11 protein-coding genes are annotated in these 23,257 nt (G+C 36.8%); 6 read left to right on the top strand and 5 right to left on the bottom strand.

Annotation, left to right across the window (positions count from 1 at the left end):
• Positions 1 to 9: 9 nt before the first annotated feature.
• The gene (locus KO513_RS16295) at positions 10 to 1,269 is read right to left on the bottom strand and encodes a HupE/UreJ family protein (protein ID WP_215914309.1); all 1,260 of its coding nucleotides are present in this window, start codon (positions 1,267 to 1,269) and stop codon (positions 10 to 12) included.
• Positions 1,270 to 1,647: 378 nt separating this feature from the next.
• On the opposite strand from KO513_RS16295, the gene KO513_RS16290 reads away from it, so the two are divergent.
• From KO513_RS16290 to KO513_RS16265, 6 genes are all read left to right on the top strand, one after another.
• Positions 1,648 to 3,225, top strand: coding sequence for an amino acid adenylation domain-containing protein (locus KO513_RS16290; RefSeq protein ID WP_215914308.1), 1,578 nt, complete (start codon positions 1,648 to 1,650; stop codon positions 3,223 to 3,225).
• Entirely contained in the window at positions 3,222 to 3,476 is a 255-nt protein-coding gene (locus KO513_RS16285) for an acyl carrier protein (protein WP_215914307.1), read from the top strand. The genes KO513_RS16290 and KO513_RS16285 overlap by 4 nt, the downstream gene beginning before the upstream one ends.
• Positions 3,477 to 3,478: 2 nt before the next feature.
• Positions 3,479 to 7,621: a non-ribosomal peptide synthetase gene (locus KO513_RS16280; RefSeq protein WP_215914306.1), complete on the top strand. Its 4,143-nt coding sequence runs from the start codon at positions 3,479 to 3,481 to the stop codon at positions 7,619 to 7,621.
• Positions 7,622 to 7,656: 35 nt separating this feature from the next.
• Positions 7,657 to 8,139 (top strand): hypothetical protein, encoded by a 483-nt coding sequence (locus KO513_RS16275; protein ID WP_215914305.1) that lies wholly within the window; start codon positions 7,657 to 7,659, stop codon positions 8,137 to 8,139.
• Between the two features lie 90 nt (positions 8,140 to 8,229).
• Positions 8,230 to 10,461, top strand: a complete 2,232-nt coding sequence (locus KO513_RS16270) for a TonB-dependent receptor (RefSeq protein WP_215914304.1) — start codon at positions 8,230 to 8,232, stop codon at positions 10,459 to 10,461.
• A gap of 288 nt (positions 10,462 to 10,749) precedes the next feature.
• The gene (locus KO513_RS16265) at positions 10,750 to 11,490 is read left to right on the top strand and encodes a tyrosine-protein phosphatase (protein ID WP_215914303.1); all 741 of its coding nucleotides are present in this window, start codon (positions 10,750 to 10,752) and stop codon (positions 11,488 to 11,490) included.
• An 87-nt stretch (positions 11,491 to 11,577) separates the two neighbouring features.
• Here the strand turns inward: KO513_RS16265 and KO513_RS16260 are convergent, their stop codons facing one another.
• The 4 genes from KO513_RS16260 to KO513_RS16245 form a co-directional block, all read right to left on the bottom strand.
• Positions 11,578 to 17,703: a malectin domain-containing carbohydrate-binding protein gene (locus KO513_RS16260; RefSeq protein ID WP_215914302.1), complete on the bottom strand. Its 6,126-nt coding sequence runs from the start codon at positions 17,701 to 17,703 to the stop codon at positions 11,578 to 11,580.
• 348 nt (positions 17,704 to 18,051) lie between these two features.
• A complete protein-coding gene (locus KO513_RS16255; protein ID WP_215914301.1) occupies positions 18,052 to 20,436 on the bottom strand; it encodes a GumC family protein in 2,385 nt (794 codons plus the stop codon).
• Positions 20,437 to 20,479: 43 nt separating this feature from the next.
• Positions 20,480 to 21,283: a polysaccharide biosynthesis/export family protein gene (locus tag KO513_RS16250; protein ID WP_252735904.1), complete on the bottom strand. Its 804-nt coding sequence runs from the start codon at positions 21,281 to 21,283 to the stop codon at positions 20,480 to 20,482.
• A gap of 39 nt (positions 21,284 to 21,322) precedes the next feature.
• Positions 21,323 to 23,254, bottom strand: coding sequence for a polysaccharide biosynthesis protein (locus tag KO513_RS16245; RefSeq protein ID WP_215914300.1), 1,932 nt, complete (start codon positions 23,252 to 23,254; stop codon positions 21,323 to 21,325).
• Positions 23,255 to 23,257 lie beyond the last annotated feature (3 nt).

Raw genomic sequence — 23,257 nt, 5'->3', positions numbered from 1 at the left:
TGGGTGTTATTACTTCAAACCAAAAAAATGCGCAACAGGATATAGTATGTTTTTATTGATGAAACTACCCAGACGTAAATCAATGTCAAAAGCACGTTCTGTTAACCAATAAGCAGATATAACAATTAAAACAATGGAAATCCAAAGTAGGAGTCTTGTATAAAATTTATTGTTTCTAATAAGATAAAGAATTGGAAAAATCAGTGCGATAATAGCAATTTGACCTAACTCTACCCCTATATTGAATCCAACCAGAGACAATGAAAGGTATTCACCTTTAAAACCTAAATCTCCCAATACACTGGCAAAACCAAACCCATGAAAGAGACCAAAAACAAAAGCAATAACCCAGTCTTCTCCTTTAAATATAGGCCTGATGTTGTGATAAGCTGCAAGGCCAACGGAAAATGCTATTATTGATTCCACCACGCGAGAAGGCAATGTTATAATTTCTAAAGATGCAAGACTTAAGGTAATTGTATGGGCAATGGTAAAAAAGGTAACGATTTTAAGGATATACATAAAAGCAGGTCTAAAACTCTTAACCGGCTCCCAGCCCCAAAAACCTGACTTAGTAGTATTAATAGCTTCGCCTGTGACTCCCTCTTTCTTGCGTCTTCGTACCACAGATGGCAGAATTAGAGCTACTAAAAATAGGATATGATCCATTCCGATCCAAATGTGCCACACACCTTGTTGCACCATAGCCAAAAAACCCTTCCACAGAGAAGTTTCTTTGATAGAAAACGTTCCATTACGTTCCCCTTCCGATAAATATAGAGCTACAATATGCTCATTATTAATGAGACCCGCCTTCCAATTATACTCCATTGCCACAAGACACATATGTGACGGGTCTTCATCAAAAAAAGCGTTGTAATCCAACGTTAAGCTATCAGGTAAATTTTCTGAATTTTCAAGACGGAAATGAAAATTGATAAAGTCTCCATAAGACAGGTTTAGTTTTGTAATCTCTCCCGTAAAGACAATTGTATAGTCTGCTAGTTCAGATGAAAATTTAGCATTTTCGAATAAATAAGCCTGAATTCTTTCTTGAAATGGCCTTACCTGTTCTATACTCGGGTGCAACCCTAAATCCAGCCCAAAAACACTATTAAGTTCGTGAGCATTTACTTCAAAACGACCTTCTATTCCAGTCTTCTCATAAATCCGAAGATATATTAAACTTTGTTTTGGTTGGTGGCCAAACGTTACTATTGGCAACAGCAGAAATAGGCCAAAGATTAATGGCAGTAATAGTTTTTTCATAGCGTTCTCAAGATAGAAAATTATTTTTTAGTCTGGTCGTTATTGGTATTTTCAAAAATTAACCATTAAATATGGCCCGCTTTTCAGGAACAAAAGGAGCTCTTTTTTCGGGCCACTACAAATATTTATAGCAAACCACCCAAAACTGATTTAATCATTAATAAACAGTAAAACAGTTACCAATATCAATTTAATTTAAAAAACATTAGGTAAAAGTCAGGATTTTTCGACGATCGACGTGTAAATCAGTTATTGAATTAGTTTTTAATTTGATAAGCTCCAAATCATAAATTAACTTAGCCATGCTATGAATCAGAAGGTTTCAACATTGTTTGAAGTCCTCATGGTTTGTGGTATGATATCAACTAGACCGTGAATTTGAAATCAACTTATACACTACCACAGCTTTTGGAAAGTGTAGCAACTGCATCACCCCAAAGTGAAGCATTTCGCTATTTGGAGGAGGCTATGTCTTATGGAGACCTTCACATAAAAACCAATCAACTGGCCTCATACCTTATCTCATTAGGTATTAAGAAAGGTGACCGTATTGGTATATATATGAACAGATGTTTGGAAACCTGTATTGCAGTATACGGAATCTTAAAAGCCGGAGCTGTCTATGTTCCCTTAGACCCTTTTACCCCAATTAACCGAACACTTGCAATTATAAATGATTGTGGAATTACGTGTCTGGTAACCACTCCTACAAAAAGAAGAAAGATAGACAACTTGCTGAACGAGCAAAGTCCAATAAAAACAATTATTGGAGATACCCTTAAAAACACAATGCAATCCACTTCATGGGATGAGATTTTCTCGGTTTCAACTAATGGTTTCATTGCGCCCAATATTTTGGAGCAAGATTTAGCATTTATCCTTTATACGTCTGGTTCTACAGGAGTTCCAAAAGGTATTATGCATACGCATTACAGTGCCCTGAGCTTGGCCAAAATTGCTGCTGACACTTACGGCTTTAACTCTGATGATGTTTTTGGGAATCCCGCTCCGCTTCATTTTGACCCTTCTACTTTTGGCTATTTTGTAGCTCCATTGGTTGGGGCTACTACGGTTATTGTTCCAGATGCCCATTTAAAAATGCCAGCAAGCCTAAGTGCACTTATAGCAAATGAAAAAATTACAGTCTGGTATAGCGTTCCGCTTATGTTAATCCAGCTTTTAAATAGTGGTACATTAAGCAAAAATGACTTCAGTTCTCTACGATGGGTGCTTTTTGCCGGTGAGGTTTTTATCACTAAACACCTTAGAGCACTCATGAACGAATGGCCGCATGCCAAGTTCAGTAATCTATACGGTCCGGCAGAACTTATTCTTTGTACCTATTACCATCTACCGGAGCCTCCTAAAACAGATGACCCTATTCCTATTGGTAATGTTTGGAGCAACACCGAGTTTAAAATACTTGATAAAAACAATAATGATGTAAGCTCTAATGAACCTGGAGAGTTAGCAGTACGCTCCGCAACTATGATGCAAGGGTATTGGAACAACAAATCGCTAACGGAACGTTCCTTTCATAAAGTAACCATAGCGGAAGGATACGACCATATCTATTATAAGACCGGTGATTTGGTTAAACTTAACCCAAAAGGAGAAATATTGTTTTTAGGCAGAAATGACCGGCAAATAAAACTTAGAGGCTATCGCGTTGAGTTGGACGAAATAGAACTAACCTTATTAAAATATAAAGATGTTGAAGAAGTAGCGGTTCTGGTGTTAGGAAAAGAAGAGGAAGTACAAGAACTGGCCGCGGTAATAAAACCTTCTAAAGATTCCTGTATAAACCTTACCTATCTCATGGAGTTCTGTAAAATAGAACTTCCCTCCTATGCTGTTCCAAAAACCATAGAATTTATGGATGATTTTCCAAGAACCAGTTCCGGAAAAATAAGCCGAAAAGAAATAGGTAAATTATTGGAAGAAAACCAAATATGAAAGACAAGATAGTATCGTACATCAAAAATAAATTAGCCTCAGAACCTATTGAAGAAATAGAGGCTGATGAAGACCTTTTGGGGTCTGGACTTGTTGATTCTATTGGAATGGTACAGTTGATTCTTTTTATTGAAACCGAAGCAGCCATAAAGGTACTACCAGAGGAGATGACCATTGAAAATTTCATGACCATAAACCACATGCTAAGATTTATAGACAGCAAACAAGATACCGACACGAAGCAGATTTAATTATGAAGAGTAATCAAAAAGATACATTTCTACCTCTTACAAAAAGTCAGTCTGCACTTTGGGCCGGTCAGCGAATGCATCCAAATGTTCCGCTTCACAACGTGGTATACACCTTTGAAGTAGAAGGAGAAATAGAACATACCCTATTCGAAAAGGCATTTCAAAAACTTATCAATGCGACAGATATACTTCGGATGGTCTTTTCCGAAGAACAAGGAAATCCAATACAGACCATTCTTAATGAAATAGATTTTTCATTGGAACTTGTAGACTTTACCAGTAGTAATGATAATATTACTGTTGATGAATGGCTCTACCAACGTACATTGCAGCGCATGGATATTTCAAAAAGGGTATTTCATACTGCTCTATTGAGAACCGGCCCGAACAACTACATTTGGTTTTTAAAGCTTCACCATTTGGTGACGGATGCCGTATCCAATTCCATTCTTTATAATCGGATGAATTCCTTTTACCAAAACGAATTGGAAAAGGTAACCGCCCCATTACAAGATTTTCCATCGTTTTCAGATTATATAAAATATGAAAACGACCAGATTACAACCAAACCAGGTGCTGATAGCCAAAACTATTGGATAGATAAAACAAAAGATACATTAGAGCTACCTCAATTTTACGGAGAAAAACTTAAAAAAAGTACCGAAGCCAGGCGCACGTATGTTCACCTTGGAGCCGAACGTTCTCAGAAGTTACGGGATTTAGCAAAACAACCTGAGTTTAGGGGATGGACGGAAGACCTGACACTCTTTAACATATTCCTCACGCTATATTTCAGCTATATTCACCGGGTAAGCGGACAACATAAAATAGCAATTGGTGCGCCAGCACATAATCGTCCTACCCGGGATTTTCAGAAAACTGCAGGGCTTTTTATTGAAGTTCTCCCCCTAGTGATTGAAATTGATGAAGATGATACGTTCATCAGTCTTTTTAACCGAGTTAAAGTTGAAACAAATGCATATTTACGAAATGTAAGCCCAGGCTGTGCAACACCTAACACCAATGCTAGTTTTAATGCCATTTTAAACTACATACACGCAGATTTTCCTGATTTTAACGGCTTTCCTACAAAAACCGAATGGCTACATTCCAATCATATGGACAGCAATCATGCGCTCCGCACCCACGTCTATGACATGAACAAAAGCGGTACGTTCAAAATAGCTTTTGATACAAATTGCCTCACTTTTTCAAAAGCTACCGCAGAAGAAATGCCAAATCACTTTCTAAACATCCTAGACGGTTTTTTAGAAGATTTTGAACAATCCATATTTAAACCCGCACTACTACCTATTGAACCTTTAAAATGTAATAGTGAAGATATATCATCTACACAGTTTCAGTCTATTTTAAGTAGCTTTCAACATAATCAGGAACAACATCCAAATTCCGTTTCGCTACAAGCGGGGAATGAAATTCTCACCTATGGCTCATTAAACAAAAAGGCCAATCAACTGGCACATTATTTAAAAAGTAAAGGTGTTGATAAGCAAAGTAGAGTGGCTCTTCATTTTTATCGCAGTCCAGACTACATAATCTGCATATTAGCCGTTCTAAAAACAGGTGCAGCATTCATTCCCGTCTCATCGGACCAACCAGCGGAACGAATTAAATACATTATTTCAAATTCTCAGAGCGCTCTTTTGCTTAGTCAAAGCGAACTCATTTCAAAAATAGAGGTGCCAGATATTGGCATTCTAGATATCCAAAAAGAACGTTCAATTATTAAAGAACAACCGGTTACCGATATTGAAATACAAAACGAACCCACGAGTTTAGCGTATATACTCTACACATCTGGGAGCACAGGCAAACCCAAGGGCGTCTTAATTTCAAACGGAGCGTTGTCTAATTATATTTTCTGGGCAAAGGAAGCTTATAACGTTAATCAAAAATCGGTTTTTCCGCTTTTTACGTCCATAGGTTTTGACCTGACCATCACCTCTACCCTTTTACCTTTAGTAAGTGGTGGTAGAATCAATATCTATAAAGAACCCACTACCGGGCCGGATGTAAGTCTGTTGAAAGTTATAGAGGATAATCTGGTAAATTGTATTAAGCTCACCCCTTCCCATCTATCTCTTTTAAAAGACAAGAAACTAGAAACCTCCTATATAGACACCATGATTGTTGGTGGTGAGGAATTAAAATCTAGCTTAGCAAAAACAGTACAGGCAGCATTTCCGTCGGAATTAAAAATATATAACGAATATGGCCCTACGGAAGCCACTGTGGGCTGTATTGTCTCAAGATACGACCAAGATAAACACACAGCGAGTTCCGTGCCAATAGGTCTTCCTATTTCCAACATGAACGCCTATATTTTGGATACCTATAAAAATCAGGTTCCCAATGGCGTTATTGGCGAGCTCTATTTAAGTGGTGCTGGGTTATCTGACGGATATGCCAACGCCCCTAACATGACGGCCGAAAAATTTGAGAAAAACCCTTTTTCACCTGAAACTAAAATGTACAAGACTGGAGATTTGGGCAGGGTGAATAAAAATGGGGAGTTTGAATATATTGGTCGCCTGGATGAACAAGTAAAACTTAGAGGATACCGTATAGAACTTGCGGATATAGAAAGTAACCTCCTTGAGGTTCCTGAAATAACCAACTGTGCAGTAGTATTAGTTGAGAACAAAGAAACTACCCCTGAAGAAGAGGTAGTAAACTGTACTACATGCGGATTACCTTCTAACTACCCAAAGGCAGATTTTGATGAGGATGGGGTTTGTCATTTATGTACCGCGTTCGAGACCTATAAAGACAAGACCGAACGCTATTTTAAAAATGATGAGCAGTTGGTTTCGCTCTTAACATCAAAAAGAAATCAAAACCGCAGTTATGATTGCATTTCACTTTTAAGTGGTGGAAAAGACAGTACCTATGTTCTTGCTCGGCTAGTTAATATGGGGCTCAAGGTTCTAGCTTTCACCATGGATAACGGCTACATTTCCGAACAGGCAAAAGCAAATGTTGACCGTATTGTAAAAAAGTTGGGCGTAGACCACATCTATGGACAAACACCCCATATGAACGAAATATTTGTAGATAGTCTTAACCAACACCACAACGTTTGCAATGGGTGCTTTAAGACCATTTATACCCTGAGCACCAAAATAGCACTTGAGAAACAAATTCCATTTATAGTTACCGGTTTAAGTCGTGGTCAGTTTTTTGAAACCCGACTTACCGAAGAACTTTTTTGGGATGAGGAATTGGACACCTCAAAAATCGACGATACCATTTTAGAAGCAAGAAAACTATATCACCAAGAGTCGGATGCCGTAAAACGACTTTTAGATGTATCCATTTTTGAAGACGAAAGTGTTTTTGAAAAAGTAGAATTTGTAGATTTTTATAGGTTTAGTGATGTCAGTTTAGAAGAAATGCTGGTTTATCTAAAAGAGAAAGCAGGCTGGATAAGACCTACGGATACCGGCAGATCTACGAACTGCCTTATTAACCAAGTTGGTATTTATGTCCATAAAAAGGATTTAGGGTATAGCAATTACTCTTTTCCATATAGTTGGGATGTACGATTAGGCCATAAGACTAGAAACGAAAGCCTTGAAGAAATAAACGAGGTAATTGATGAGAAGGAGGTTTTGCGAATCATGCACGAAATTGGGTATACCCCTTCACATCCAGACTGGGAAAACAACTCTAAGTTGGTTGCTTATTACACAGGTAAAAAAGACTTGTCCATTAAAAAATTACAAAATTTATTGGCCCAACAACTTCCTTCGTATATGCTTCCTTCTGTGTATAAACACTTGGAGGAAATGCCATTGACCTCCAACGGGAAAGTTGATAAGAAAAGTTTAAAAAACCTATCGGCGGTACAGCTGGCTATGGACACATCATATACAGCACCAAGAAATGAAATAGAAGAACTACTAGAGAATATTTGGGCCGAAGTCTTGAAATTGAACAAAGTTGGCGTACATGATAACTTTATTTCTTTAGGAGGTCATTCACTAGCAGCAATACGTGTCACTGCCCGGATTAACGAGGAAATTGAATATAATTTTCCTTTAAATAAAATATTTGAGATGCCTACAATTGCAGAATATGCAACCTATATAGAAGAAACCTTAACATCTCTTCTAGAAAAATAAAACCTTTAGTACCCTGTTTCCGTAAGTAAAACTGAATGCAGAGCAAAAAAGAAAATTTTAGCCGTTCAACAAAGCCAACGCTTATAAAATATGTAGCGTTGATAATCGCTTTGTGCTATATTTTAAATCCACTGCATCAAAAAATAAGCACTGTTTTTCACGAAGTTTCTCACATTTTGGAAATGCCTGATTCGGTAATTGGCCATGACTCCTCCATTCATGAAAATAATACCCACTATACTCATCATCATACGGATATTGATAGGCATGAGCATAATTTTATTAATATAATTGACGCCATTTTTGATGCTTCCGGCACCAATGAATCAACAGAAGACTCGCTATTAGCAGATTTTAAGTTTGATAAGCATATTACTACAGCTTATCCGGTGTTTCATCATATTCCGGCAATGAAATCTTTAGCGAATTTTAAAACCATAGAAAGTAACCTAAAACTAGGTTATTTTACCGTTTTAAAAGAACCTCCACAACCAACCAACTTCCCCATTTCCGGTTAAGGTTTACTCCTACATTTTATTTTTTTATTCAGCATCAAGTTATGTCTATGGATACGCTTGTATGTTCACTATATTTCAATCTTGTTTATTATGAAAAAACATATTACTCTTATAGTACTATTAGCTTTTGGTCTTGTGGTCCAGGCCCATGACCTTAGTGGTACGGTAACGAACGAAAAACAAATTGCCCTAGAAGGTGTTGGCGTTTATAACAAAACTACCGGTGGGTATACATATACCAATGTTTCCGGATATTTTGAACTAGATGACATATCCGTTGGAGATGTTATTTATTTCTATAGTTTAGGCTATAAAAATCATCAACTTACTATTACGGAATCGCTTTTAGACAGCAACACAAACATCACCCTAATAGAATCTGCCGTTTCTTTGGAGCAAGTGGTACTGGTTTCAAAAGTAAACGCCCTTAGCAACTTTGTAAATGTTGATGTTAAAGCAAACCCTGTTAAATCTTCGCAGGAAATTCTGCGAAAAGTACCGGGATTAATCATTGGCCAACATGCCGGAGGTGGAAAAGCCGAGCAAATTTTCTTAAGAGGATTTGATATTGACCACGGAACGGATTTAGCCATTAATGTAGACGGTCTACCTGTAAACATGGTATCTCATGCTCATGGGCAAGGGTATTCGGATATGCACTTTATAATCCCCGAAACTATTGATAATATTGACTTTGGAAAAGGTCCTTATTATGCTAACAAAGGAAACTTTAATACCGCAGGGTACATCGACTTAAAAACGAAACGCAAACTAGAAAACAACTTGATTTCGGCAGAAATTGGTCAATTCAATACCTTGCGTACCGTAGGTATGTTCAAAGTGGCCGAAAGTGATTTTAGCAATGCATATTTAGCTTCTGAGTTGGTTTTAACAGATGGCCCATTTGATTCTTCTCAAAACTTCAATCGTCTAAATATTATGGGGCGATATACTTTTAACAATCGTAAAGACCAAGATTTGAGCATTACACTTTCTCATTTTCAAAGCAAATGGGATGCTTCCGGTCAGGTTCCGCAAAGAGCCGTAGATGCAGGTTTAATAGGTAGATTTGGAGCAATTGATGATACTGAGGGAGGAAACACAAGCCGCAGCAATATTCTCCTTAACCATACCAAACAACTAGATGAACATTCTAGGGTAAAGTCTAAGGCTTATTTGACAAAGTATGATTTTGAGCTCTTTTCCAACTTTACGTTCTTCTTGGAAGATCCAGTAAACGGGGACCAAATAAGACAATTTGAAGACCGGACCATAATTGGTGCCGAAACTAGTTACGAACATTCCGTTCATGTGGGAGACCACGATTCTCAATTAAAATATGAATCAGGAATAGGTTTTAGGTATGACGATGTTAACGATGTTCAACTATCCCGAACAAAAAACCGTCAAAGCCTATTGGAGCGCTTGGCTTATGGAGATGTTGACGAGTTAAATGCCTATGGTTTTTTTGATGTAACCTATAAAAAAAATAAATGGACTTTAAACACTGGTCTCCGATTAGACTATTTTAAGTTTGATTATGTAAACAACCTTACCGAAACCTATGATAGCAAAAGCGAGAACAAGCTTTTTCTAGGTCCAAAACTTAATGTTATTTATGCTCCAACTTCCAATTTGCAGCTTTTTGCTAAATCGGGTATTGGATACCATTCAAATGATACTAGAGTGGTAACAGCAAACAATGGTAAGGAAATTCTTCCCTTGGCCTATGGAGCGGATTTAGGAGCAATTTACAAACCAGTGGATAGATTGGTTATTAATGCAGCCTTGTGGACATTGTTTTTAGAACAAGAGTTTGTCTATGTTGGTGATGCCGGTATCGTAGAACCCAGTGGAAAAACAAAGAGGCTCGGAGTTGATTTTGGTTTACGCTACCAAATTACCGATTGGCTTTATGCTAATGGAGACGTAAATTACACTTACGCCAGAAGTTCAGAAGATCAAGATGGGCAAGACCTTATTCCCCTTGCGCCAGATTTGACTTCCACAGCTGGATTGTCATTTATTGATATTAAGAATTTCTCAGGTGGAATAAACTATAAATATGTAAAAGATAGACCGGCAAACGAGGATAATTCAATTGTAGCAGAAGGTTATTTTGTAACCGACTTAAATTTAAATTATTCCATAAAGAACTGGACACTGGGCGTCATTGTAGAAAACCTTTTTGATACCGAATGGAACGAAACCCAATTCGCAACGGAAAGCAGACTGTTTAACGAAACCGCTCCTGTTGAAGAAATACATTTTACACCAGGTATACCTTTCTATCTAAGAGGAAAAGTATCAGTTAATTTCTAATAGGATTTAGATTTTACTCGATAATCGAGATTTAAATGCTTCGAGGCTTACCTCGAAATAGTAAAGTTTTTTCTTAACGAATGCCTCGTGGGCTTGCCCCGAGGTTATTTACTAAAGCGGAGCTATGTCCAATTGGATATATCTCCGCTTTGTTATTTGTACCATACTGTAAAGATGTTAAGAATTATTCTCATTATGGTGGTTCTAACTTATCTTTGCACTATACAAAACATCATAAATATCGGCATTGTCCGTTATAACTCATACATAATAACGAAACCACTATACATGTTTCAATTTTTCAATAAGAAAAAATATTTAGTCGACTACCTAGATGGTTTTATTGACATTCATAATCACCTATTGCCAGGTATAGATGATGGGGCAAAAACAGTGGATGATTCCATTGCTCTTATAAAAGCTTTGGCTGAATTGGGTATCACTCATTTTGTTGCCACTCCACATATCATGTCCAACTATTACCCCAATACAAAAGAAACCATAAATGCCTCTCTTACCGAGTTAAAAAATGCATTGCTACAAAATGATTTAAAGGATATATCCATAGAGGCGTCTGCGGAGCATATGATTGATGACATTTTTGAAAACCTATTGGAAAGTGATGGTGTTATGCCAATGAAGAAAAACTATTTATTGGTAGAAATGTCCTATTTACAGCCCCCTATTAATTTTGACGAAGCTATTGTAAAAACCGCTTCGAAGCGTTTTTTCCCAATCTTGGCACACCCAGAGAGATATGGCTTTTTGCATCATAGAAAGAAAAGGTACCAAGAATATAAAGACAATGGCATTCTCTTTCAAATGAACTTACTATCACTTAGTGAATATTACGGTAAAGAAGTGCCCAAAATGGCATTAGAACTACTAGATAACGGCTTAATAGATTTTGTAGCTTCGGATATTCATAACATGAATCAGCTTAATGCACTAAAAAAAATAACCTTATCCAAAAAAATGGTAGATCAGATTCTACCATTAATTAATAATTCTATTCAGAATTTCTACTAGATAGAAGTTCATAATTTTTATACCTAGGGAATAGCATAAAAAATGCCGCTAAATTAGCGGCATTTTTTATATCCAGTTATCAGCTTCTTAATTCTGTACCAGTATTTTCATGGTTACTGGTTTTCCTTTATTATTGGCTATACTCAAGAAATAAATACCATCCCTTAAAAGATAAACAGGAATTTGATATGTATCAGCCCCAACCATCACTACTTCATCCGCATTGATGCCACTAATTAATCTACCTTGCTGGTCAAGCAAATTAATGCCCAACATCATGAAATCTTCCGGTTGATTTAAAATTCTAACATTGGCTACGCCTTCTTTAATAGGATTCTTTTCTAAAATATAACCCATTTTATCTCCTTCTAAAGTTTCGGAAACCGTTATCAACACTGTATCCGAATGTGTTTCTCCACCGGCATTAGTAACTGTAAGTACAACCTCGTAGACTCCATTTTCTAGGAACGTACTTGCACTATCAGCTTCTCCTGATGTATTCCCATTATTGAAGTCCCAAAAATAATCTTCAATATCACCAATTGAATTACTACCAGTAAAAGTTACCTGTAAAGGGGCTTTACCCTCCTTTGGTGCAGCTTCGGCAACCGCTAGGAGACCATTTTCAGGAACTACCGTAACCTTTACTTCGTCTGTAACCGTTTGATTCTCATCATCTGTTACCGTCAATTTAAAGACATAGACACCTTCAACCATACTACTAACTGAGAGTTCAGCCGTATTATCGCCATTTAATGTAGCCGTGTTAGGTCCACTTTCTTGTGTCCACGCGAAAGTAACAGTCCCTCCATCAGGGTCTGAACCTGATCCTGAGATTACCGTACTATTATCAGGTAAGGTTAACATTTGGTCCTCACCAGCATCTGCTGTAGGAGCTCCTTCAACAACCGGTTCTATTATTTCAATACCCGATATTTTAGGAAATTCCGTAACAGGACTTAAGGTAATTGTTAGGCTTCCGTCCGTTACATTTATTCCGTTAAATGTTTCAACTATAGCAGTGGCAGCCCCTCCTGCTTCAACAAAAATATCATAGTTTTCAATTTGCTCTTGACCTTCTACATCAATATTGAAAACCCTAGAACCAGCGCCACCTGCAGAACCATCACCGGGTACACCATAATAAATCTCTGCAAAATGCAGATTAACACTATGCTCTCCATTAGCTACAGGTATATCATAAATCAGACTACCTGTGGTACGGTATCTTTCAGTTTGATAGAGAACATCGTTCTCCGTATTTGCTATGGCAATTGTATTGGTAATTGTACTCCCACCATTACTATACTGATCAGACGCCCAATTGGTTCCATTATAATTATAGCTAGGGCCTCCACTATTAATACGAGTTACCATAGATGTACTTGATTTTGTCACTGATACATCATCAAACCCTACATCCCCTTCTTCATCGGTAACGGTCAAGCGAAATACGTAAAGCCCATCTTGAAGGTTACTAACTGTTAACTCTGTTGTAGCGTCTCCACTTAATGTTGCAATACTAGGTCCGCTTTGCTGTGACCATTCATATGAAACGATTAAACCGCCATCAGGATTATTTCCAGAACCAACTAAGGTAACACTGGTTGTTGATATAATTTTATCGGACCCCGCATTTGCAATTGGTCTATTATCTTGTAAAAGTGGTGTAGTGTTTTCGTATATCCTTAACACCTTATCATTTAACCATCCATTAGAAACAACATCTAAATCTCCATCAGCATCAATATCTACGACTCTGGCACCATCATGATGTTCATAACCTAAAGCACCATCATCCAAAATAATTTTATTGAATTCTCCCGAACCACAGAGATCATTTTCGAATGCTATCAGGCGTTTGTCACCCCTCCACTCTCCAACAACAATATCTTGATCTCCATCAAAATCTATATCTATTGCAAATACACTTAAACTTCCGTTAACTTCACTGTCCAAATCATGACGTATCCATAGCTGTGTTGGGTCTGAAGGTGCTTCAAACCAAGCAAATTCTGTCTTAGGGCCTGTTCCATCACCCCCACTCCCTAAACTTAACTGACCAACGACTGCATCTAAATCACCATCACGGTCAAAATCAGCCAACTGTGCACGGTCAGCTGTTGTAGAATAGGCATCATTTACACCGGTTTCAAATTTTTCAAAATTTAGGTCGCCATTATTTCGCAACCAATTAACACCTTGAAATAAATCTAAATCACCATCTTGGTCAATATCTCCAGCTTGGATATCCTCTCCCGAAGAATCAAAACTAATATCTATTAAATCCCATGTTTGGGTGGTTATATTATTTTTATTGGGAGGTGTAAGCATTTGAATGGGTGAACCAGTAAATTCCGCTCCGTTCCAATTTATTGCCATTCTATACGTACCAGTATTATCAAATACACCGCCAGCAAGGCCTGCCAAGAAAGGTTCTACGTAATCAGTATCTCCTTCCGGAATATTTTCAAAGACCGTAAAATTACCATTTCCATCATTTTGGGCCCACACCAATTGAGCTCCGGTATACTCGCCCGTAGTACCCAACAAGTCCATATCTCCATCATCATCAAAATCATACACATGAGCAACGTTTTTGAATGTGCTGCCTATAGTGTTCTTTTCCCAATTACCAGAAGCTGAACCTGGGTTTTTATACCACCATCCACCAGTAACAATATCTTTAAGTCCATCTCCATCTAAATCGTCATCTGCAAAGGTATAGACCACTGTATAAGGATTTGGGTCAAATTCATGCACAACCCACGATTCAGGAAACGGAGTTTCGTTACAAGTTATCAAACCTGTTACATTTACCACTACTTCATCATAAATTCCAGTACCCGTATGGTCCGCATTAAATAATTCTATTCTAATAGTATGTTCTCCATCAGCTAAATCATTAAATGGGATAGGATCGTACCCATAGTATTTATCTATTAAGTCACCATCTACGTAATAATGAATATGAGTATCATCTTCATTTATAACCCAATTATCCACCCTAAAAGCAACTTCGAAAGGTTTGTTAACATCCCAACCGTTTGAAGGTGAAGTAATGGTAATATTAGCATTTGTAGGAGTTCCACCTTCAAAAGTATCTTTTGATAAAATTTCTATCCCATTAACTTTAGGACTTTGTACCACACCATTAAAGAATATACTCGCAAAGCCATCGGTAACCGTAACATTGTCAAATTCCTTCACCAAAGCTGTTGCTGGGTCTGTTTCGGAAAGTATGTCAAAGTTAGATAAAACCTCATTACCTTCAATTACTACATTAAAGACACGAGCACCAGCACCCTTATCAAGTTGATTTTCATCCACACCGAAGAATATTTCAGCAAAATGAAGTCTTATGTCATATTCCCCAGCAAGAGCTACCGGAATTTGATATTCAAAAGAGCCCTTATTATTGGTGTAACGTTCGGTTTGATACAATTCATCATCATCCGTTCCTGCAACGTCCACAGCTTTACCGTATTCACTCCCAGAGTTAAAATATTCATCTTCTTTGAAAATTTCTCCTCCAGGCCCGGTAATTTGATTTCCACCTGTATTGATTCTAATTTCCTCGAAAACAAAGAATGAAAAACTCTCAGCTACCATAGGAATACCGCTAATGTTCTCTACATTGGAAATACTAAGGTTATAATCGACATCCGCACTTAAAAGAGACGTATTTAGAAATACAGTGTGCCCGTCCGGTTGAAGCTCTGCACTTTGCACAGATACACCGTTGGTAATTGAATAATTTGACACATTCTCTGCGGTACCCTCATCCACGTATTCGGAAAACCTAACCTCCAAAACGTTGTTTCCATCAGGTTGCACACCATGAACTTCAGGAGGTGTGTTATCTTCTGAAACTCCATTGCCTAGAAATTCAACATAATTTAATCTTAAGATATCCTGTGATGAACTAGCATTCTTAAATACAAAAAACAAATCATGTTTTCCTGTTGGTACACTATTTATTGGAGTTTGCATATGTAACCAATTATCGTTCCCTCCGGTTGAAGGTATAGTTGTGGTTGTTACCAAGGTACCTGTAGGGCTGTCCAATCTAAGTTCAATAGTACTACCCGAATTGTCTGACGCCACCAAGTACTTGACGGCATTCATATTCATCAAATTACGTCCTTCAAAAGATATATATGAATTGTTATCTACCTGTATAGCATCCTTAGCTCCTTCCAATTCATACGTATTCGATACAATCGTGACGCCACTTTGATTGTCAAAATATTCAGCTTCCCGCCTCTTTGGATGTACTCGTATTTGCCCTCTAGATATAAGTCCATCACTATCCGTATAATTGGCATTTAGAACGTAAAAAATATCCATACCACCATCTATTTGGTGGTCTCCATCATCTAAATTAAGAGTTGATGTGCATGGATCTACACTTCCAACATCGTGAAAATGGTTTTCATGTCCGAGAGATGGCACCACATTAATATCCTCACAGGGAATAACACCGTCTTCCGCATCATTAGCAACCAGATTGAAATCTACATCATCGTTCCAATTAAAAAAGCCACCATCTACAGGCGAATTAAAACTAAATTCAGTAGGTGTATTACCCGCATAAATTTTTATTGTTTTAGCACCAATAGCCCCTTCAGGGTCCGTAACTTTAAGTTGTGCTGTATAAGTGCCTTTCGTAGTGTAAGGGTGTGAAATATTTGGCGTGGTATAATCAACCGTACCGTCTATATCTATATCCCAAGCATAACTTAAAGGAGAATCCCCATTAGGATCAGTAGTCTGATCTCCGGTAAAATTAACAGTTAACGGCAAAGGTCCAAAAGTCACATCGGCCGACATAACTACAGAGGGAGGAGAGTTTGTGGTAATACCTGTATAATTAACTTGAATAAGTCTGCCGATACCTTCTGGAATATCCTGAGGGCAACAACCTTCCCCATAAGCCAATATGTACATTTTACCATCTGGGCCTAATTCCATATCAATATAACCATCTTTACTGTTTCCCGACCCTGGAAAAACATCGTCATCTAGCATTTCTTCAGAAATAATGGAACCATCTGCAGCCATTTCTACTGCCCAAATGCGACTCGTATTAAAATCAAAGTAAAAGAATAAACCATCAAATTCAGCGGGAAGACGTTGTTGATCTAATAATTCATTATCATAATTATATCTAAATCCCGCTAAATAACATTTATGGAATTTTTCAATCCATGCCTCTTGAGCTGGAGGCAGAACCGTAGCTCCCGTATTCCATTTTGAAATATTTTCTGGAGCGGCTGGATTATTATAATAGGTTGGATTAGCATACGAAATTTGGTACGGATCATTATCAGCACCGGAAAAATATGGCCATCCATAATTACCCGCTTGTTTGGTCAAATTAATTTCATCTAAACCCTCTGGACCTAATTCGCTTGCAACATTTCCGTCTGGACCAACCTCTCCCCAAAATAACCAATCAGTATGCTCTTTATCCACAAAAATCCGATAAGGGTTTCTAGCTCCCATTACATAAATTTCTGGTTTTGTATTTGGAGTTCCAGCGGCAAATAGATTTCCACTTGGTATAGTATAAGTTGTGCCTGGACCAGGTTTAATCCTTAAAATTTTCCCTCTTAAATCATTTGTATTAGATGAGGCCTTCTCTGCACTAAAGTCAGAATCATCTTCATCCAATGGCGAATAAAGTTTACTACCATAAGTAGTGTTATCACCTGTGGCTATATATAGGTTCCCTTGAGAATCAAAATCCATATCTCCTCCAGAATGCCATAATGCAGACCTCGAGGTATTCCACTGAATAATAACTTCCTCTGAGCTGAAGTCTACCATATCTTCAACAACACTAAACCTAGAAACTCTATAGCCAACAAAATCTATCGGTGCATAATGAAGATAAATTTTATTGTTATTTTCAAAATCCGGGTCAATCGCTACACCCACCAAACCATCTTCATGCTCATGATAAACCGGCAAAGTACCTGCTGAAACTGTAAATTGCTCGTCAGGTTTATAAATTAAGATTTCACCAAAGCGATCTAGAATAAATATCCTGCCATCAGGTGCAAATTTAAAGTTAGTTGCATTCGATAGCCCAGTTACAATATCAACTTTGGCAAATTCATCGGTTAATTGTGCATTAACACTAGAAAGACCCGCTAAATATATAGAGAGACATGTGAAAACTAGTTTTAAAAAGTACTTTTTTTTCATGCTAATTAAGTGTTTGGTATCAAAATCTAGCGTGTTAACACACGGCTGACAAATATAATGTAATAACACTTTGGGACTGAAATACCCTACTGCTTTTCGTTAAAAGAGGATTGATACTCGGCAAATAACCGATCGACTTGAAACTCTACAACCCATAAGGCATTTATGAACAACCTAATTTTTGACTCATTAATAAGTAGAACTAGATTAGATAAATTTACAGGGGGAAGATTACTTGTATTGAACTTCTTAAATTCTAAACTCTAAATTTAGCTTATAACAACAACTCATAAAAGTTAAAAAAATACCCCAAATATAAGTTCGGGGTATTTTTTTTGGTGAAATTATTTAAAACTTCCACCATTTTTTTTGAGTTTTTCCATAGCCATAGCCATATTTTCCGCCATAACCTAGATTAGAGGAATCTACATCATTAACAATAAATGACAACCCTTTAATTTTTCCTTCTTCTTGAAGTTTGATTGGGTAATCCACGGCGTTTGTCTCTGTTATTCCTGCTCTAGTCACATAAAGAAGTAAGTCCGCATATTCACTAATTAAAAGTGTATCCGTAACCACCATTAAAGGTGCTGTATCTACGATTACGTAATCATAAGTTTCAGAAACTTGGGCAAACAATTCTTTTATTCTATCGCTCATTAAAAGCTCAGCAGGGTTAGGAGGTATTCTACCAGAGTAAATCACATCTATAGTATTTCTATGAACCAGCATAGGGTTTACTATATCCCTAATCTCAATAGTGTTGTCATACAGAAATTCAGTAAGCCCCGCATCTTTATTTCTACTGGGTTTTTGCATGTTATCAATATTACCTCCTGAGAAAAAAGTATACAACTTAGGATTTCTAATATCCGCACCTATTAAAAGTACTTTTTTATTCGTGCTTGCAAGTATCATAGACAGATTAGTAGAAAGAAACGTTTTACCCTCACCTGGAACACTAGATGTAACGAAAACAATATTACTTTTTCCTGATTTTTTCTGTTTTGATTTTATCAAATAATCTAGATTCGTACGAATAATTCGAAGAGACTCAGCCAGAACGGACCTATCTTCTTTTACCACGAGCTTTTCATCTTTCTTGGTTAATCTAGGGAGTTCACCCAAAATAGGTGTATTTTTCACTACTTTTTCTAGCGAATGCATGTTATGAACCTTGTTATCCAAAAGATCTTTTGCATAAATAACGCTAAACGGAACTAGCAAACCTAAAATGAACGAAGCTAGATATATAATTGACTTTTTAGGCGATACAGGCAACTTACTAATACTATAAGCTCGATCTACAATTTTAGACTTAGGGGAGCTTGAAGCTGCAGAAATCTGCGCTTCTTCCCTCTTCTGTAAGAGATAAAGATATAGAGATTCAGTAGTCTGTTGTTGCCTGGTAATATCTCTCAAAGCTCTTTCATTTGCGGGCGAAGAGTAAATCTTAGAATTAAATCGTGCCTGTTGTCCACTTAAAGAATTTACCGTAAGACCAAGGTTATTTACGGTACTACTTAAACTAGATTGCATACTTCTCTTCAAGCCAGCAATCTGTTGATCTAAATTAACAATTACCGGGTTCTTCTCATTTGAACTTTTAAGAAGCCGCTTTCGTTCCAGAACCAGCTGGTTATATCGATCCGTAGTACTTGCTATTGTTGGATCAGAAAGTCCAATATTCGTTGGTAAAACCTCGTAACTACCTTGTTGCTGAACCAATTCTTGCATTGATGCAGCCATATTAAGCTGATTTCGTGCATTTGCCAATTCTTGTTGGTTAGCAACACCCACATTTAAGTTGACATTCGCTTCGGCTGCAATATCCGTAACACCTTTTTCCGTTTTAAAATCTTGTGCCGACTGATCAACACTTGCCAAATCAGAAGAAATATTAGCGATTCGTTCGTCAATAAAATTAGAGGTACGATCAGCAATAATCTGCTTATCCTGAATAGCATTTTCATTATATATTCTAACTAAAGCATCAAGAATATTTGCAGCTTTTTCACGGATAGGATCCTCCAAAATAATATTAACAATATTAGAAAGCTCACCTGGATTACTAACTACAATTCGTTTCCTATACGCTTGAGCAACATCTTCTATAGGTTTTACAGAAATTCTTAATTTTTTATCCTTATAACCCTCAAAAACTCCAACATTTGGTGTTATAACAATATCCCCTATAGGCGTAGAGATGTTTTTACCAAAGGCATATATTTTCACGGGTTTGTCCTCTTCTTCAGTATAACCAAAAGTCGTAGAAGACGAAATTGTAATAAAAAAGTCCAAATTCGCCCGATTTAATATAGAATCAGCAGCAATGAAGTTCAGATTAACAGGTGGATTCTTGTACAACTCCGTTTCTTTAATATTTCCCTGAACTAAGATTTGAGTGTTTAGATTTAGTTCTTTAACCACTCTAATAAAATTTGAACGAGAACTTATGAGTTGTAATTCATCTTCTACTTTATTTTTCCCTCCTCCTAAAAGATTTAAATCCTGAAAAACATCAAGCTCGGAACCAGATGTTTTGTCCTCCAATATCTGAATCTGCGTTTGAACCGCAAACTGCGGTGTTGCATATCTAATATATAGCAAAGCAATAATTAACGCAAAAACTACGGATAGCACAAACCATTTGACATGTTTTGCATAAGTAGCGAGTATTTCCTTAAAATCAAACGAGTTGTTTGATATAGAATTTTGATTATTCAAGCTCATTTTGTTTTTTTAATGTCATATACTAATGTGCTATTGCCTAACCTTAATTTGTTCTTGTAATCAAGAGTACAGTTGAAGTAATCAATAATGACGCTATTGAAACTGCAATAGACATTCTGCTATCGAGAGTTGAAGATTTTATTGCAGAATTATTAGGCTCAACATAAACCACATCATTCTGAGTTAAATAATATACTGGAGAGCTTAGGGCTTCTTTTTTAGTTAAATCGATTCTTGTATATACTTTGGTTCCATCAAAGTCCCTGATTACCATAACATTTTCACGTCTACCTTTAATGGTCAAATCACCCGCAAAACCCAATGCCTCCATAATAGTTATCCGCTCACCATCTACAGGGTAGGTTCCCGGTCTACGAACTTCTCCCAAAACAGATATACTAAAGTTTCGAAGACGAATATTTATAATAGGGTCTTTCAAATAATCAGAAAGCTTATCTCTTAGAAGAACTCTAACTTCTTCACCTGAAAGTCCTGCAATTTTCACTTTCCCAATTACCGGGAAATCAATTTCCCCATCCTTATCTATTAAATAATCTACCTGTTCCGGTCTAATTCCACCTTCTCCTCCCCCTCTTAATAAATTAAAAGGAGCACTAGCTTCACTGTCCAAGGTAGACACATAAATACTTACTAAATCATCAACTTTAAATTTTGGTGTAAAACTGTTTTTATCAACCAAAGTTTCAAAATCACCAGTATTTTGAAAATACACAACTTCCTTTCTTGTAGCACAAGAAGAAAGTAGGATTCCCGAAACAACTAAGAGTGGGGCTACAGTTTTTAAAAATCGAAAAATATCAAGTGAAAGCATTTTTTTAATGGACATAGTGTTCAAATTTTGGTGCAATGATAGTAAATTAAAAAATTATAGAACTTTTTTAAGAGGATGATTCTTAGTTGTCGTTTTGTCTTTTTTATCCAAAACACATAATTCTGAGTTATTAGATATAAATTCCGGAACGATCTCTTTCATTAAACTAACAGTGCTCTCATTGAAGAACATATTGGACACACAAAGCTCATCAATTTTAGACCTCACTAGTATATAATCAAGTTCTCTAGTTTTACCGATCATAATTTTTTTATGATAAGTAGGCAAGGTGTTTTCTCCATTTGCTAATAACTCTTCATATAGTTTTTCACCTGGACGCAAACCGGTTATCTTAATATCTATATCCTCTGGATACTTAAGTCCTGAGAGTTTTATCATATTTTTTGCCAAGTCAAATATCTTTACAGATTCGCCCATGTCAAAAATGAATATCTCTCCTCCATCTCCCATTGCTCCCGCTTCCAATACCAATTGAGAAGCTTCTGGAATAGTCATAAAAAAACGAGTAACATTCTCATGGGTAACCGTTAACGGACCACCATTTTCAATTTGTTTTTTGAAAAGAGGAATTACTGAACCATTTGATCCTAATACATTTCCAAAACGCGTTGTTATAAATTTCGTTTTTCCTTTTTGCTGCATACAACTAATATACATTTCTGCAATTCGCTTTGTAGCACCCATTACATTTGTAGGGTTAACAGCCTTATCAGTAGAGATGAAAATAAATTTATCTACGTTATGACTAATAGATAAATCGGCAACAACTTTAGTACCCGCTACATTAATTTTTATAGCTTCATAAGCATTGTATTCCATTAAAGGCACGTGCTTATACGCTGCAGCGTGAAACACAATATTAGGCTTGTATTCTTGAAAAAGATTATTTAATCTATTCTTATCACGCACATCCCCAACAATAGGCATGAAATTATGAAAGCCATTTTGTTTCAATTCCTGCTGCAGGTCATATAATGCAGATTCTGATTGATCTATCACGATGAGCGACTTATAATTATATGTACAAACTTGACGTACAATTTCACTACCAATAGACCCTGCACCTCCTGTAACTAAGACAACCTTATTCTTAACTTCTTCGGAGATTTTTGAGTTTCTAATGTTAATTGGAGCCCTATCCAAAAGATCTTCAATCTGAATCTGTTTAATTTGAGAAACTTTCAGCTCACCATTGATCCACTGTTCTACAGGAGGGACAATTTTCACCTGAACAGGAAAATCAACCAGACCTTCAACTAACACCTTAAGGTCTTTAGGGTCAATATTCTGAATAGAAAAAATAACCTCAGAAATACTATTTTTCAATATAAAGTCCTTGTTCAAAACATCTTTGTGGAAAACTTTTACTCCGTTTATCTGTTTCCCAACCTTTTTCTCATCTTCATCTATATAACCAACAACCCTTACCCTACTTTTGGTATGGTTAACCAGAGCACTTTGGGTTAGTATCCCTGACTCCCCTGCTCCAAATATCAGAACATTCTTATTGACCTTAAAATCACGGGCCATAAAGGTACTGTACAAAGACTTAAAGACATACCGGGAAGCGGTTAACGCAACAAAACTCAGTAAACTATGAATAATAATAATCCCTAACGGTACCGTGAAGTTTTCAAAAACCCCTAATTCACGATTAAAAAGAACCATTGAAATTAACAAAATACTAGACAGACAAATAGCATTAAATATGTTGTAAACATCCCTAACACCCGTATGCCTAACTACCCCTTTATAAGATCCTGTAAAAATAAAAGACGCCAAAGCTATCAATGAAATGATTGGCAATTGAACAAAAAGCTTATCAATATCAAAGTCCAAAGTAAGGTTAAAACGTATAATATATGATAAGACGAAAGAAATAGCTATCATTACTACATCAATAGCTAAAACCAGCCACTTAGAAGCGTACTTGTGAGCGTTATTTACTAAATATTCTTTTATCATCAG

The organism is Zobellia sp. B3R18 (genome assembly GCF_018860715.1).
Taxonomy (GTDB): domain Bacteria; phylum Bacteroidota; class Bacteroidia; order Flavobacteriales; family Flavobacteriaceae; genus Zobellia; species Zobellia russellii.
This window is presented reverse-complemented; position numbering and strand designations above follow the sequence as displayed.

Excerpts from the sequence above, each read along its gene's own strand:
- KO513_RS16260 (WP_215914302.1), bottom strand. The coding sequence starts at position 17,703 with ATGAAAAAAAAGTACTTTTTAAAACTAGTTTTCACATGTCTCTCTATA.
- KO513_RS16295 (WP_215914309.1), bottom strand. The coding sequence starts at position 1,269 with ATGAAAAAACTATTACTGCCATTAATCTTTGGCCTATTTCTGCTGTTG.
- KO513_RS16280 (WP_215914306.1), top strand. The coding sequence starts at position 3,479 with ATGAAGAGTAATCAAAAAGATACATTTCTACCTCTTACAAAAAGTCAG.
- KO513_RS16275 (WP_215914305.1), top strand. The coding sequence starts at position 7,657 with ATGCAGAGCAAAAAAGAAAATTTTAGCCGTTCAACAAAGCCAACGCTT.
- KO513_RS16255 (WP_215914301.1), bottom strand. The coding sequence starts at position 20,436 with ATGAGCTTGAATAATCAAAATTCTATATCAAACAACTCGTTTGATTTT.
- KO513_RS16265 (WP_215914303.1), top strand. The coding sequence starts at position 10,750 with ATGTTTCAATTTTTCAATAAGAAAAAATATTTAGTCGACTACCTAGAT.
- KO513_RS16250 (WP_252735904.1), bottom strand. The coding sequence starts at position 21,283 with ATGTCCATTAAAAAAATGCTTTCACTTGATATTTTTCGATTTTTAAAA.
- KO513_RS16270 (WP_215914304.1), top strand. The coding sequence starts at position 8,230 with ATGAAAAAACATATTACTCTTATAGTACTATTAGCTTTTGGTCTTGTG.
- KO513_RS16245 (WP_215914300.1), bottom strand. The coding sequence starts at position 23,254 with ATGATAAAAGAATATTTAGTAAATAACGCTCACAAGTACGCTTCTAAG.
- KO513_RS16285 (WP_215914307.1), top strand. The coding sequence starts at position 3,222 with ATGAAAGACAAGATAGTATCGTACATCAAAAATAAATTAGCCTCAGAA.